At 75.1% G+C, this 13,834-nt stretch carries 11 protein-coding genes; all 11 read left to right on the top strand.

Features of this window, described 5'->3' with window-relative positions; all coding sequences use genetic code 11:
• The first annotated feature begins 307 nt into the window (after positions 1 to 307).
• The 11 genes from ACFWIC_RS37935 (at position 308) to ACFWIC_RS37985 (ending at position 13,834) form a co-directional block, all read left to right on the top strand.
• Positions 308 to 700: a helix-turn-helix transcriptional regulator gene (locus ACFWIC_RS37935; RefSeq protein WP_380521571.1), complete on the top strand. Its 393-nt coding sequence runs from the start codon at positions 308 to 310 to the stop codon at positions 698 to 700.
• Positions 660 to 851 carry an aroma-sacti cluster domain-containing protein gene (locus ACFWIC_RS37940; RefSeq protein ID WP_329884063.1) on the top strand — a complete coding sequence of 64 codons (192 nt, stop codon included), beginning with the start codon at positions 660 to 662 and terminating at the stop codon, positions 849 to 851. Before ACFWIC_RS37935 ends, ACFWIC_RS37940 begins: the two co-directional genes overlap by 41 nt.
• Before the next feature lies 1 nt (position 852).
• On the top strand, positions 853 to 2,745 hold the full coding sequence (locus ACFWIC_RS37945; protein WP_380521550.1) for a BTAD domain-containing putative transcriptional regulator: 1,893 nt from the start codon (positions 853 to 855) through the stop codon (positions 2,743 to 2,745).
• A 437-nt stretch (positions 2,746 to 3,182) separates the two neighbouring features.
• On the top strand, positions 3,183 to 4,466 hold the full coding sequence (locus tag ACFWIC_RS37950) for a glycosyltransferase (RefSeq protein WP_380521552.1): 1,284 nt from the start codon (positions 3,183 to 3,185) through the stop codon (positions 4,464 to 4,466).
• Entirely contained in the window at positions 4,372 to 5,415 is a 1,044-nt protein-coding gene (locus tag ACFWIC_RS37955; RefSeq protein WP_380521554.1) for a DUF6895 family protein, read from the top strand. Before ACFWIC_RS37950 ends, ACFWIC_RS37955 begins: the two co-directional genes overlap by 95 nt.
• The gene (locus ACFWIC_RS37960; RefSeq protein ID WP_355406735.1) at positions 5,412 to 6,605 is read left to right on the top strand and encodes a radical SAM protein; all 1,194 of its coding nucleotides are present in this window, start codon (positions 5,412 to 5,414) and stop codon (positions 6,603 to 6,605) included. Before ACFWIC_RS37955 ends, ACFWIC_RS37960 begins: the two co-directional genes overlap by 4 nt.
• A gap of 2 nt (positions 6,606 to 6,607) precedes the next feature.
• Positions 6,608 to 7,570 (top strand): DUF6895 family protein, encoded by a 963-nt coding sequence (locus tag ACFWIC_RS37965; protein WP_380521556.1) that lies wholly within the window; start codon positions 6,608 to 6,610, stop codon positions 7,568 to 7,570.
• Complete coding sequence (locus ACFWIC_RS37970; RefSeq protein ID WP_380521558.1) at positions 7,567 to 9,075, top strand: MFS transporter; 1,509 nt, start codon at positions 7,567 to 7,569, stop codon at positions 9,073 to 9,075. Before ACFWIC_RS37965 ends, ACFWIC_RS37970 begins: the two co-directional genes overlap by 4 nt.
• On the top strand, positions 9,072 to 12,323 hold the full coding sequence (locus tag ACFWIC_RS37975; RefSeq protein ID WP_380521560.1) for an AAA family ATPase: 3,252 nt from the start codon (positions 9,072 to 9,074) through the stop codon (positions 12,321 to 12,323). Before ACFWIC_RS37970 ends, ACFWIC_RS37975 begins: the two co-directional genes overlap by 4 nt.
• A complete protein-coding gene (locus ACFWIC_RS37980) occupies positions 12,316 to 13,191 on the top strand; it encodes a S8 family serine peptidase (protein ID WP_380362303.1) in 876 nt (291 codons plus the stop codon). The genes ACFWIC_RS37975 and ACFWIC_RS37980 overlap by 8 nt, the downstream gene beginning before the upstream one ends.
• Positions 13,181 to 13,834 (top strand): GAF domain-containing protein, encoded by a 654-nt coding sequence (locus tag ACFWIC_RS37985; RefSeq protein ID WP_355406745.1) that lies wholly within the window; start codon positions 13,181 to 13,183, stop codon positions 13,832 to 13,834. Before ACFWIC_RS37980 ends, ACFWIC_RS37985 begins: the two co-directional genes overlap by 11 nt.

The raw sequence follows: 13,834 nt of genomic DNA on the forward strand, positions 1-13,834 counted from the left end.
TATTTTTTTATACCACACTGGCCTTGGGCGCCCTCGTTGTTATTCTCCCCCGGGGCCGCGCCCCGGCCGGGCCGCGGGGACTCTTCACATCCGTCGCTCCGGCCACAACTCCCTTGCCCCGGTGGGAGGTCGAGATGACGAGGGTCGGTCAGCCCTCTTGCCGGTGCCCGGTCCTCGCGTCAGCATGTGGGCACGGCGGTCGTGTGGCCCGAGGGGGGATCCTGGTGATGTCTGATGGAGACGGACCGCCGCGTTCGTGTACCGGGGTACGACGGCGTTGAGCGGGGCGGGTGGTTCGATCGCCGTGGTGTGTCCGGCGTGCGGGGCGCACCGGCCGCCGGGGCTGCCGCAGCCGCTGGCGGAGGCCCTGCCGCTCAGCCGGGCGCTCACTCCCCGGGAACGCGTCGTCCTCGAATTCCTGGGCCTCGGGTACGACAACCGCTCGATAGCCCGGGAAATGCAGGTCAGCGAACGCACGGTGAAGCGGTTCGTCACCGCCATTCTGGCGAAGCTGGGACTTCGGTCAAGACTGCAGGCCGGCCTCCTCGCGCTGATGGCGGCTTCGTCCCCGGTCGACGGTGCTTTCTGGCCCAAAGGTCTCATGGACGGCGTTCGGGCCGAAGACGATGATGTTCTGGCACACGAGACAGGAGGGGACCATGACCTTCGACGCCCTCGCCGCCCTGCGGCAAGCGGGTAACCCGGTCGACCTGCTGACGGAGGAGCAGCGGGACGTGCTCGCACGGCTCACCGAGGACGAGGTGACCGTCCTCAACTCCGTCAAACAACGGCTGGACGCGGTTTCGGACGCCGAGGTGGAAGGGCATTCCCTCGTTATCAAGTTGGCGTGAGATGACGGTGAGTTTCGGGATTCTGGGCCCTCTGCGGGTGCTGGCGAACGGCCGCTCGGTGGACCCGGGATCGCGGAAACAGCAGATTCTCCTGGCCGCCCTGCTGTGTCACGCGAATGCGCGGGTCTCGTTCGACTCCCTGGTCGAGGCGCTGTGGGACGACGCCCCGCCGCGGACGGCCCGCAAGAACGTCCAGGTGTACGTGTCCGGACTGCGCCGCCTGGTGGGCGTGGAGTCGGGATCGCGGATCAGCCACCAGACCGGCGGGTACGTGCTCCACACGGCGGCCGGCGAGCTCGACGCGCTCTGCTTCGAGCAGCGGGCCCGGGCCGGTGCGCTGACCGAGGCGCTGGACCTGTGGCGCGGCTCGGCGCTCGACGGGTTCCGGGACGTGCCGCTGATCGGGGCCGCCGCCCAGCGGTTGGACCGCAGGTTCCTCGGGGTCTTCGAGGACTGGGTGGAGGCGGAGATCGCGGCCGGCGGCGGGCCCGCCGTGATCGAGCGCGTCACCGAGACCGTCCAGCTGCACCCGCTGCGGGAGCGGCTGCGGATGCTGCAGATGACCGCGCTGTGCCAGGCGGGGCGGCGTTCCGAGGCGCTGGCGGTCTACGACGAGCTGCGCCAGTGCCTGGCCCACGAACTCGGGCTGCCGCCCAGTCCGGCGCTGGTCCGGTTCTACCGCTCGCTGCTGTGCGAGCCGGCGCCCGCCGGGCCGAGGGAGCCCGCCGATCTGCGCCCGTCCGCCGGGCTGCGGCCCCCCGGGGAGGGGCCGGCGTCGGCGGAGCCGCTGCCGCGGGCGGCCGAGGCGGTCGCGGCGACGCCCGCGGAACCACGGCGGGGCCGGACGGCCCCGCCGAACCTGCTGCCCTGCGATCCACCGGCCTTCACGGGCCGGGCGCCGGCCGCCCGGCAGCTGTCCGAGGCGCTGGCCCGGGGCGGCAACCGGCTGGCCGTGGTGACCGGCCCGCTCGGCTCCGGCAAGACGGCGCTCGCCGTCCACGTCGCACACCGGCTCGGCGACCGCTTCCCGGACGGCCGGCTGTTCGTCCGGCTCCGTGGCGACGACGGCAGACTGCGCCCGCTGGACGACGTGCTGCGCCAGCTGCTGGCCGCGGTCGCACCCGGCCGGCCGGAGCCCGCCGGACTGCCGGACCCGCCGGACCTCCGGTGGGCCTGGCAGCTCTGGCTGACCGGACGCCGGGCCCTGGTCGTCGTCGACGACGCCCGGCGGGAGAGCGAGGTCCGGCCGCTGCTGCCGGAGGCCGGGGAGAGCGCGGTCGTGGTGACGGCCCGGCCCCGGATGATCGGCCTGGAGAGCGCCCACCGCTTCTGGCTCTCCTCGCTGGCGGTGGAGGAGGCCGTGGAGTTCCTCGGCCGGGTGATCGGCCCGGACCGGGTCGACGCGGACCGCGAGTCGGCCGGCCGGATCGTCCGGGCGGCGGGGCTGCTGCCGCTCGGGGTCCGGCTGGTGGCGGACCGGCTGGCGTTCCTGCGCCACGTGCCGCTGCGCGAGTACAGCGCGCGGATGGCCGGTGCCCCGGGGCTGCTGGACGAGCTCTGCGGCGGCGACCCGGCGGTCCGTGCCCGGCTGGCCGAGTCCATCGGGGACCTGCCCGAGGCGGCGCACTGGGCGGTGCTGCGGCTCGGGCTGCTCGCGGAGCCCGTGTTCACGCTGGAGCAGGCCGCCGCGGTGCTGGACTGCCGGCCGGACGCGGCGGTGCGGGTCCTGGAGCACCTCCTGGAGGCCAGCCTCCTCACCGTCCCCAACGTGGAGGGGCTCGCACACACGGTGCGCTACGAGATGCCGGCGCTGCCGTACGCCTACGCGCGGGAGACGGCGGCCGGGCGGACCCCGGCCCGTACGGCCGACCGGAGTCCTGTGCCGCACCCCTGAGCGGCGGGCCGGGCGGCCGACCCGCCGGCCGCCCGTACAGCCGTCCGTACAGCCGTCCGTACAGCCGCCCGTGCGGCCGCGCGAAGGGGCTCTGAGTGGCTGTCATACCGGTATTGAACCGCTGACTAATCGTCGTCATACCGAGGATCCCTACCGTTCTCTGGGATCGGCGTAGCGGACGCCGCCAGGGGAGAGGAGGCAACATGCCCGAGGACATCAACCCGGAGCCGACCGAGGTCGAGGACGAGGACGTCGACGTCGTCGCGCACGATGCGGGCGAGGATTCCATCTGCATCATCAACAACAGCGCGGCCCTCTGACCCGACCGACTCGACAGGTCGAGCCACGAGAACCGAGCGGGCCATCCGGTCCCCGGCGCGAGCCGCCGGAACCGGGGCGGCCCGCTCGGTGTCGGCCCGCCCCGGCCCGGAGGCCCCGTGAACATCCTGCTCTGCCCGCTCAGCGACGGCGGCTACCTCTACCCGGCACTCGCCGCCGGGCGGGAGCTGCGGCGCCGGGGCCACCGGGTCGGCGTGCTCGGCCGGGCCGGTGCCGCAGCCGTGATGGCCGAGGCGGGCCTGCCGTTCGCGCCGGCGGACGACTTCGGCGGCGCGCGGGCCTTCTCCGCCGCCCGGTGGGGCCCGGCCGGGGTGGAGCAGTACCGGGCGACCGTACGCGCGGCCCGGGAGGCGCGGGCCGACCTGCTGGTCACCTCGGTGCTGTGCAACGGCGCCCTGCTCGCCGCCGAGGCGCTGGACATCCCGGTGGCGGTGATCGGACTCTCCGTCCACCTCTGGAACTACCGCACCGGCGGCGAGGACGAGCCCCAGTGGGGCCGCACCAGGGAGAACCGGACCCACGAGTGCCTGGAGCTGTACGCCGCCACCCGCGAGCAGGCCGGCCTGGCGAGCCGGCCCTCCCGGTGGCCGGACGGCCCGCTGCTCGGCGACGGCCCGCTGCTCGGCGACGCCCTGCTGCTCCGCGGCGACCCCGAGCTGGAGTACCCGGGCGCGGTGCTGCCCGAGCGCGCGCACCAGGTCGGGCCGCTGGCCTGGGAGCCCGCCGCCGACCGGGCCGAACTCGCGGCGATCACCGACCACCTGGCACGCGTCGGCAAGCCCGTCGTCTACGTGCACCTCGGCCGGTTCTTCGGCGGCGGCACCCCCTGGCCGCGCCTCAACGCCACCTTCACCGGCGGCCCGTTCCAGGCGGTGGTCGAGCAGGGGCGGACGGCCGACCCGCGACCCGCGCCCGGCGCCGACGTCCTGCTCGTCCGCAAACCCTGGCTGGGGCCGCTCGTCGACCTCGCCGGACTCGTGCTGACCAGCGGCACCTCCGCCCCGGTACTCGGCGCGCTGCTCCGCGGCCGGCCCCTCGGCGTCACCCCCAACGGATCCGAGCAGCCGGTGCTCTCCGGCGCCTGCCTCCGGGCCGGCGTGGCCGCGCACATCCCGAGGGCGGAGCGGCCGGACCGGCCCCGGCCGGTCGAGGCGGCCTGGCAGGACGACCGGCTGCGGGAGGGGGCCCGCCGGCTCGGCCGCCGGCTCGCGGCGGCGAACAGCCCGGCCCGTGCGGCCGACGTCATCGAGCAGGCGGCCCAGCGGTCCGCAACCTCTAGGGAGAACCATGGGTACTCGATCAGCCGGCCCGGACGCAGTGGCCGTGGAGAGCCTGGCGGCGGGCGCACTGCAGTGGATACGCCTTCACTCGGGCTACCTTGACTCCCCGTCGGGCCGGGCCGAACTGCCGGTGACACCACGCGTCAAGGCCCTGCTGCAGCTCGCCCTGCTGCGCCGCTCCTGGGAGCGGGCCGCGCCGTCGGACCCGGGCCTGGCCGAGGTGACCGGGACCGTCGAGCGGGTCTGGCGCAGCCCGGCCCATCCGGCCCTGCTCGTCGCCGAGCCGCGCTACGCCTGGCAGTTCAAGCTGATGTACGGCGCACTGGCACCCGCCGGGCTCACCGACGGCCCGCACCGGACCGCGCTCGCGGAGGTGACGGCCGGCGGCTTCCTGACGCCGGGCCGGAAGTCGCCCTTCCTCCACCTGGAGACCAGGTTCTACGCCGACCTCGCCGGCGTCGGACACCGGCTGCACTCCTACCGGCGACTGTACGAGGCCAGCCGGCTGGCCCGGCACCGCGACGGGCAGCCGGTCGGCGAGCCGGACGTGTGCGACGTGACCCACACCCTCTTCCACCTGAGCGACTTCGGCTTCCGTGACCCCGGCCTGACCGGCGACGCCCTGGAACACGCCCGCGACCTGGTCTGCCGCCTCACCGGGGACTGCGTGCGCAACGGCGACTGGGACCTCACGGCCAAGCTGGTGCTCGCGCAGCACTGCCTCGGCCTCGACCCGCTCGGCACCCCCTCGGGAGAGGCCGGCCTGCGGCTGCTCGGCGAGGTGCAGTCGCCCGGCGGCGCCGTTCCCGGACGGTCCGCCGCCGACCGGGCGGACACCACCGCGACCACGGCGGAGTTCTTCCGGAAGGCCTACCAGGCCACCCTGGTGACGGCCCTCACCGCGCTGACCGTCGCCCACGGCCGGCGAGGCGGCGCACCGGACGCCGGCCCCCCGGACGGCGCCCGTGCGGCGGGCGGGAGCGCCGGGCCTCCGGCGGCGGACGACGCCACCGGCCGGGACCGGGCGCCGGCGACGCGGGGTGCCCGGTGAACCCCGCGCAGGCCGACCTCGACCGCGGCGTCCGCCTCCTCCGGGGCGAGCGGAACTGGTGGTTCCTCGGCCCGGGCGGCGGGCTGGCCCGCCTGCGCCCCACCCAGCTGACCGCCGACGGCTCGCTCCGGCCGGGCACCGAACGCCGGCTCCGCGAGTACGGCCTGATGACCGCCGAACCCCCGCACAGCTACGCGTTGACCGTGCTGACCAGCACCCACTGCAACCTCGGCTGCGGCTACTGCTTCCAGAACACGAGCCAGGACCCGGACGGCGGCAGCCGTCCGCCGCGGATCGCCCGGACCCGCCTCACCTCGCGGACGATCACCTCGATCCTCGACTTCACCGAGCGGCAGATGGCCGCCGCCGGACTGGAGGAGCTCCGGATCCTGCTGTTCGGCGGCGAACCCCTGCTCAACCCGCGCGGCTGCCTGGAACTGCTGGAACGCGCGGCCGCCCGCGGGCCGGTCTCCGCCTGGATGATCTCCAACGCCACCCTGCTCACCCCTGCACTGGCCGCCCGGCTCTCCGGCCTCGGGCTGGGGTCCGTCCAGATCACCTTCGACGGCGACCGCCCCGACCACGACCGCATCCGGGTCGGGCGCACGGACGGCGGCGGGACCTTCGACACGATCGTCCACAACCTCGTCCGGGCGTCCGAGACCTCCCCGCTCCGGTGGCTGCTGCGGGTGAACGTCTCCGGGGAGACCTACCGGGGCGTCGACGCGCTGATCGACCGGCTCGCCACACGGCTCGACCCCGCCCGGTGCACCCTGTACTTCGCCCAGGTCGGCGACGTGGGCATCGGCTACGGCAACGACCTGCTGCACACCGGCGAGCTGTCGGCCCGCTTCACCCGGTGGCAGCGGCGGGCGCTCGACCTCGGATTCACCGTCACCCGGCCGCAGGGCCACCGGCCGTGCGTCACCTGCGGCTACCGGGACGGCCGCTACGGCGCTGTGGTCAGCGCGGACGGCACCCTGGCGAGCTGCTGGGAGACCGCGGGCAGGACGGCGTGGGAGGTCGGCACGGTCACCGGCGGGTACCTGCCCGACACGGTCACCCGCGAGCGGTGGGTCGGCTGCGAGGACCTGTACCGGCGCGAGGAGGACCGGCGGACACTCGCCGCCTTCCACGACACGGTGGACGCGGCCCTGCTCGACTACCTGGACGAGACGGGGCGCCTGTAGCCATGCCATCGGACCTCGACCGGCTGTCCGCCGGCACGCTCGCCTGGCTGGGGCGACACCTGGACCACTTCGACCCGTACTCGGCGCCCGGCCGCTCGGCGGAGCACGGGCGGGCGAAGGCCGCGCTGGAACTGGCGCTGCTCTGCCACCTGTGGGCCCGACGGGACACGGGGGGCGACCCCCGCCTCGACCAGGCGACCGCGGTGGTCCGCACGGTCTGGCAGCACCCGGACTTCCCGGCGCTCCTCACCGCCGACCCCCGGTGCGCTGCCCCGTACGGACTGGCCTGCGCGGCACTGGCACCCGCCGGGACCGACGGCACGCCGCACCGGGCGGTGCTCGCCCGGCTGACCCCCGACGACCTGTCACCGCACGGCAGGTCGGCCTACCAGCAGCTGGAGCTGCGCCACTACGCGGACAAGGCGGGGGTGCCGCACGCGTTCGAACCCTACGAGGAACTGCTCGGTCGGAACTTCCTCGTCCGGCTGCCCGCCGCGATGCCGGACCGTGCCGCACCGGACCGTGCCGCCCGTGACGGTGCCGCACCGGACGACGCGGCACCGGTCACCGTCCCGGAGGCGTACGCCCTCACGCACTCCAGCTTCTACCTCAGCGACTTCGGCCGGACCGCCCCCGGGCTCTCCGCGACGGCCCTCGCGGACGCGGCGGAGCTGCTCCGCCGGCTGCTGGAGCACTGCGTGCGGCACGACTGGTGGGACCTGGCCGCGGAGCTCGTCATGGCCCAGGTCTGCCTGGGCCTCGACCCGCTGCGCACCCCCTGGGGCCGTGCCGCCGTCGACTGCCTGGTCCGGGCCCAGCGGCCCGACGGCGCGCTCCCCGGCCGGTCCGCGAGGACCGCCGCGACGGACGCCGAACCGGTCGGGGCCTTCTTCGCGGCGGCCTACCACACGACCCTGGTGACCGCCCTGATGACGCTCCTCCTCCGGCCGGAGCACGCCTCATGAGACCACGACTGGTCCTCATCGATCCCAGCTACACCCGCCTCTGGTTCGGGCAGGCCGTCTCCTCCGTCGGGGACGCCGTCTTCAGCACCACCCTGGTCCTGTGGGTGGCCATGGAGCTGGCCAGGGGGAAGCCGTGGGCGCCGCAGGCGGTCAGCGGCGTCGTCCTGGCGACCAGCGCCGCCGTCCTGTTCGTCGGCCCCCTCGCGGGCGTGTTCGTCGACCGCTGGGACAAGCGTGCGACGATGCTCGGCACCGAGGCGATCCGGGGCGGGCTGGTGGCCCTGCTGACCGCGGTCTCCTTCCTGCCGGCCGGTGACCTCCCGGTCGGGCTGTGGCTCGGCCTGATCTACGCGACGGTGCTGGTCCTCAACGCGGCCAGCCAGTTCTTCACCCCGGCGAGGTTCTCGGTCATCGCGGAACTCGTCACGGGGGAGGCCGACCGGGCGAGAGCGGCCGGGATCGCCCAGGCGACCGGACAGACCGCCTGGATCATCGGCCCGCCGCTCGCCGCGCCGCTGCTGTTCACGGTCGGCCTGCAGTGGGCGCTGCTGTTCAACGCCCTCTCCTACCTGGTGTCCTACCTCGCCATCCGGTCGGTGGACGTGCGGCCGGCGGCCGGGGACGCACGGGCCGCGAAGCCGGACCGGGGCAGGCCGGCCGCCGAACGGCGCGGACTGGGCGCGGAGTTCCTGGAGGGCCTGCGGTTCTTCCGCCGCAGCAGGTTCCTCGTGGCGCTGCTGCTGTTCGCCGTGATCGGCCAGCTCGGCATCGGCGCCCTGAACACCCTGAACATCTTCTTCGCCACCAGGAACCTGCACGCGTCCGCCGAGCTGTACGGCTACCTCGGCATGGCGATGGGGATCGGCGGCATCGTGGGAGCGCTCGCCGCGGGCCGGGTGGTCCAGTGGATCGGCGCCCGGAGGACCACCTGGATCGGGCTGATGGTGAGTGGCGCCCTGCTGCTCCTGTACTCCCGCCAGAGCGGCTTCCCGGCCGCGGTGACCCTGCTGTTCCTCTTCGTCCTCCCGATCACCATGCTGAACACCGCCATGTCGCCGCTGCTGCTGGCGGCGACGCCCCAGGAGTTCCGGGGCCGGGTGGTCGCCGTGTTCTATCCCGTCACCCGGCTGGCCGCGATGCTGGCCGCGGTGCTGTCGGGCTGGCTCGCCGGCACCGGGCTGCGGGACTTCTCGGGCTCGCTGGCCGGCCAGCGGTTCGGCCCGATCGACACGATCTTCGCGGCGTCCGCGATCGTCGTGGTCCTCGCGGGCGTCTACGCCCGGATCGCGCTCCCCGACACGGCCGCCGCCCCGGCCGCCAAGGCCGAGCCCAAGCCCGAGCCCGAGCCCGAGCCCGAGCCCGAGCCCGGGACCGGGACCGAAGCCGGTCCCGGGAGCGAGGCCGGGACCGGATCCGGGGCGGAGCCCGATCCGGCGGGGCCCGCCGCGCCCGGGGCCGATCCCGCCGGGCCCGCCGCCCGCCCCGCCCCGGCGGGCCCGCAGTGATCTGCTCCGGGTGCGGCCGGCTCGCCGGTGGGTCGGACCGGTTCTGCGCCGGCTGCGGCACGCCGCTCACGGCCGGTGGTGCTCCGCGCGAGACCCGCCGGAAGGTGTCCATGCTGTTCCTGGACATCGTCGGCTCGACCGCGCTCGCCGAACGCCTGGACCCGGAGCCGCTGCGGCAGGTCATGGACCGCTACTTCGCGAGCTGCGGGGCCTGCATCGCCGAACACGGCGGGGAGGTGGAGAAGTTCATCGGCGACGCGATCCTGGCCGCCTTCGGCGCCACCGTGGCCCGCGAGGACGACGCGCTCCGGGCGGTGCGCGCCGCGAACGGGGCGCTCGCGGCCCTGGCCGGCCTGACCGCCGAGCTCAGCGCCGAGTACCAGGTCGAGCTGGAGGCGCGGGCCGGCGTGTGCACCGGCAACGTCGTGGTGATCACCAGACCGGGGGACGACTTCCGGGTCGTCGGCGACTCGGTCAACACGGCCGCCAGGCTGCAGACGGCCGCCCGCCCGGGCGAGGTGCTGCTCTGCGCCGACACCGCCGCGATGGTGCGGTGGCAGGTCGGGATCGAGCCCGTCGCTCCGCTGCGGGTGAAGGGCAAGGCCCGCCCGCTGCCGGCCTGGCGGGTGACCGCCCCGGAGCCGGCGGCCGACCTCCCCGGGCCGGTGACCCCGTTCATCGGCCGGGTCGACGAACTGGAGGCGCTGGAGCGCGGCTTCCGGCGGGCCCGGCTGCGGCGGCAGGTCTGCCTCGCCACCGTCGTCGGCGTGCCCGGCATCGGAAAGTCGCGCCTGGTGAGGGAGTTCCTCGCGGGCCTGCCGGCCGGTGAGGTGACGGTGCTCGCCGGCCGGTGCTCCGCCTACGGCCGGGGGATCACCTACCGTCCGCTGGCCGAGATGCTCGGCTCGCTCCCCGGCGGCTGGCCGGCCCTCGCCCGGCTGCTGGAGGAGGACCCGGCGCGGGCCGGTGACGACGGAGCGGCGGCGCCGGCCCACGGCCTGGCGGCGCGCACCCTCGGCACGGTCGTGGACCAGGACGGCGGCGCGGCCGGTGTCGAGGACATCGCCTGGGCGGTGCGGCACCTTCTGGAGGTCCTCGGCCGCTCGCGGTCCGTGGTCATGGTCTGGGACGACCTGCACTGGTCGGAGGAGACCCTGCTGGACCTCATCGACGAGGTCGCGACCTGGCTGCGCGGGGTCCCGGTCCTGCTGCTCTGCGTCGCCCGCCCCGAACTCCTGGAGACCCGCACCGGCTGGGGCGCCGGCAAACCGGGTGCGACGACGCTCGACGTCGGACCACTGACCTTACCTCAGATCACGTCCCTGCTGGGCGAGTTGTCAATCCTCGCCGAGGTGGTTCCGCAGGACCTCCAGGAGGTCAACAGCCGCGTCGCCACCCTGTGCGACGGAAACCCGCTCTATGCCGAGCAGCTCATGGACGTCTTCGCGGAGACGGCCCCCGGCACCAACGTCCCGCCCACGATCCAGGCGATGCTGGGTGCCCGGCTGGACCAGCTGCCCGTCACCGAACGGGGCATGGTGGAGCTGGCCGCGGTGGTCGGGCGCGAGTCCACCCGGGAGCTGCTGCGGGTGATGGCCGCCGCGGACGGCACCGGCTCCGCCGAGGCCGACGAGGCACTGTCACGGCTGGTCCGCCGGCGCGTCCTCGAACGCGGCCCGGCCGGCACCTTCCGCTTCGCCCAGGCCCTGCTGCGCGACACCGCCTACGAGTTCACCCCGAAGACCCGCCGCGAGCGCTGGCACGACTTCCTGGCCGAGCGGTTCTCCGGCGAGCTGCCGCAGGACGCGATGGCGGTGGCCTACCACGTCGAGGAGACCTCCCGGCTGCGCAGGCAGCTGCGGCCGGGCGACCCGCAGCCCCCGCGACTGGCCGGTGCGGCGGCGGACACCCTGACCGCCGAGGGCATGCACGCGCTGGCCCGCAAGGACCTGCCGGCGGCCGTCCAGCTCCTGGAGCGGGCGAGGGAACTGCTGCCGGTCGGCGATCCCCGCCACACGGCGCTCGCGCTGCACGTCTGCGACGCCGGAATCTGGCTCCAGGACGAGGAGCGGTGCCGGTCCGCGCTGGCCGCGGCGGAGGCCGCGCTGCCCCGGGACCGGCGGTCCGCGGCCACCCTGGCGGTCCAGCGCGCAATCGTCGCGCTCCGGCTCGGCCTGGCGCCGCCCGCGTCCGTGGCGGCGGACGCGGAGCGGATCGCGGCGGAGCTGGAACAGGACCCCGAGGACGATCTCAGCTGGTGCCGGTTGCACGAACTGCTCGCCCACCTCGAACTCGTCGCCGAGCGCGCGGCGTCCGCGGCGGCCTCGTTCGGGCGCGCGCTGGCCCTGGCACGGACCCTGGGCGACGGCTACCAGGAGGACCGGCTGCTCTGCGCCGTCTGCGAGTTGGCCCAGTGGACGCCGATGCGGGTGGACGCCGGGCTGAGGCTCTGCGCCGCGCTCGGCGTCCGGTTCGCCGCGAGCCGGTCGCTGCTCCTCCCGGTCCTGGTGACCCGGGCGCACCTGGAGGCGCTCGGCGGCGACCTGGACGGCGCGCGGCGCACCGTGGCCGAGGCGCTGACCTACTCCCGCGACGTGCACGCCGATCTCGCGGACGCGGTGGTGCTGGACACGGCGGGCTTCGTGGAATCGCTGGCCGGCGCCCACGACGTGGCGGAGTCGCGGTACCGGCAGAGCCTGGGCGTGCTGCGGACCTCGGAGCACGCGACCGACACCCGGAACACCGAGGTCGCGATCGCCCGGGAACTGTTCGCCCAGGGCCGGACCGCCGCCGCAGCCGCCGCTCTCGACCGCCTCGACGGCCCGGACCTGGACGGCGCGGACGACGGCGAGGGCGCGGGCCTGCGGGCGCGGCTGGGCGAGGCCGCGCTGCGCGGGCGGATCGCCTCCGTCCGGGGGCACCACGAGGAGGCGCTCGCCGGGGCCCGGGCGGCTCGTGCGCTGGTGGCCCGGTGCGACGACCTGTGCCTGACCGGGGAGACCCTCCTCGACCTGGCGATCGTGCTCGAAGCGGCCGGGATGATCGAACGGGCGCGGGCTGAAGGGACCGAGGCATTGCGGATGTTCGAGGCGAAGGGCGCCGCGCTGCCCGCCGGACGGGTCCGTCGCTGGCTCGCCGCCCACGGGCCGGGGACGGCGGACGGCAAGGCGGGTGCGGGTGCGGACGGGAGGGCGGGTCCGGAACCGGGCGGGCCCGGCGGACCGGGGGAGGGCGCGGCCGATGACTGACCAGCCGCCCTGGCGCCGGCCGCCGCGCGACCACTTCCCGGGCGTGCCCGCCTGGAGCATGCCCGTCTCGGTGGTGCCGCAGGAGCCCTTCGAGGTCAGCCCGCTCGGCCCGGTCACCCGGGAGTGGGCCTGGGGCGGCGCGGACGGCTCCGGCGTCCGCGTCTGCGTGCTCGACAGCGGCGTGGACGCCGACCACCCGATGGTCGGCGGGCTCGACCGTGCCATGGACGTGGTCAAGGGCGAGGACGGCGTCCTCGCCGTCACCCCGACCGAACCGGGCGACCCGGCGGGGCACGGCACCGCCTGCGCGAGCGTGATCCGGTCGATCGCCCCCGCCGTGTCGCTGACCTCGGTGCGCGTCCTCTCCGGCGGCAGGCACGGCAGCGGCGCCGCCCTGCTGGCCGGGCTGACCTGGGCCATCGAGGAGGGGTTCGACGTCATCAACATGAGCCTCTCGACGACGAAGCCGGACTTCCGCGACGGCCTGCGCGACCTCTCGGACGCCGCCTACTTCCGGCGCTGCATCATCGTCGCGTCGGCCCACAACATGCCGGTCCACAGCTATCCGTGGCCGTTCGCCTCGGTCATCTCGGTGGCCAGCCACGACCGCCCCGACCCGATGACCTACTACTACAACCCGTCCCCACCGGTCGAGTTCTACGCACGGGGCGTGCGGGTGCCGGTGGCAGGGCCGGGCGGGCGGCGGCTGCTCAGCACCGGCAACAGCTTCGCCACCCCGCACATCGCGGGCATCTGCGCGCTCATCCTCGGCAAGCACCGCGCGCTCACGCCGTTCCAACTCAAGTCCGTCCTCTACCTGGCCGCCGAGAACGTAGCCGTACCCGAGGGAGGTGCGCGTGTCGACTGACCCGCTGGACAGTGCCGGCATCCCGCAACGAAGACTGCTCCAGTCGATCGTGGAAGTCGCCCGCAGCGTCTTCGGCGCGGCCGCCGCCTCCGTGCTCCTGGTGGACCAGGACAACGGGGACCTGGTCTTCGAGGCGGTCGCGGGCGAGGGCGAACACCACCTGCTCGGGACGAGGTTCCCGAGCGGCACCGGCATCGCCGGCTGGGCGATGGTGTCCGGGCAGCCGGTGGTGATCGACGACGTGGCCGACAGCCCCCGGTTCGCCCGGGGCGCCGCGGAGTCCACCGGCTACGTGCCGCGCAGCATCATGGCCGCGCCGCTCATCTGCGAGGGCGACTGCATCGGGGTGCTGTCGGTGCTGGACCGTGACAGCCGCGAACGCTGCGACCTCGGCGACATGGCCTCCCTGGGGCTGCTGGCGACCGAGATGGCGACGGTGCTGGAGCTGCTCGTCCGGCTCCGGTCGCTGGACGCCGACCGCGCCTCCCGCGCGGCGGCGACGCAGGCCGCGGTCCCGCAGCCCGACCTGGTCCTGTTGCAGCGGGTGGCGGAGCGGCTGCCGCGGGCGTCCGAGCAGGTGGCCGCGACGGTCGCCAAGCTCCTGACGATGGCGGACGAGCTGCTGGCCGACGGCGACGGCTGA

The organism is Kitasatospora sp. NPDC127035 (assembly GCF_042726075.1).
Taxonomy (GTDB): domain Bacteria; phylum Actinomycetota; class Actinomycetes; order Streptomycetales; family Streptomycetaceae; genus Kitasatospora.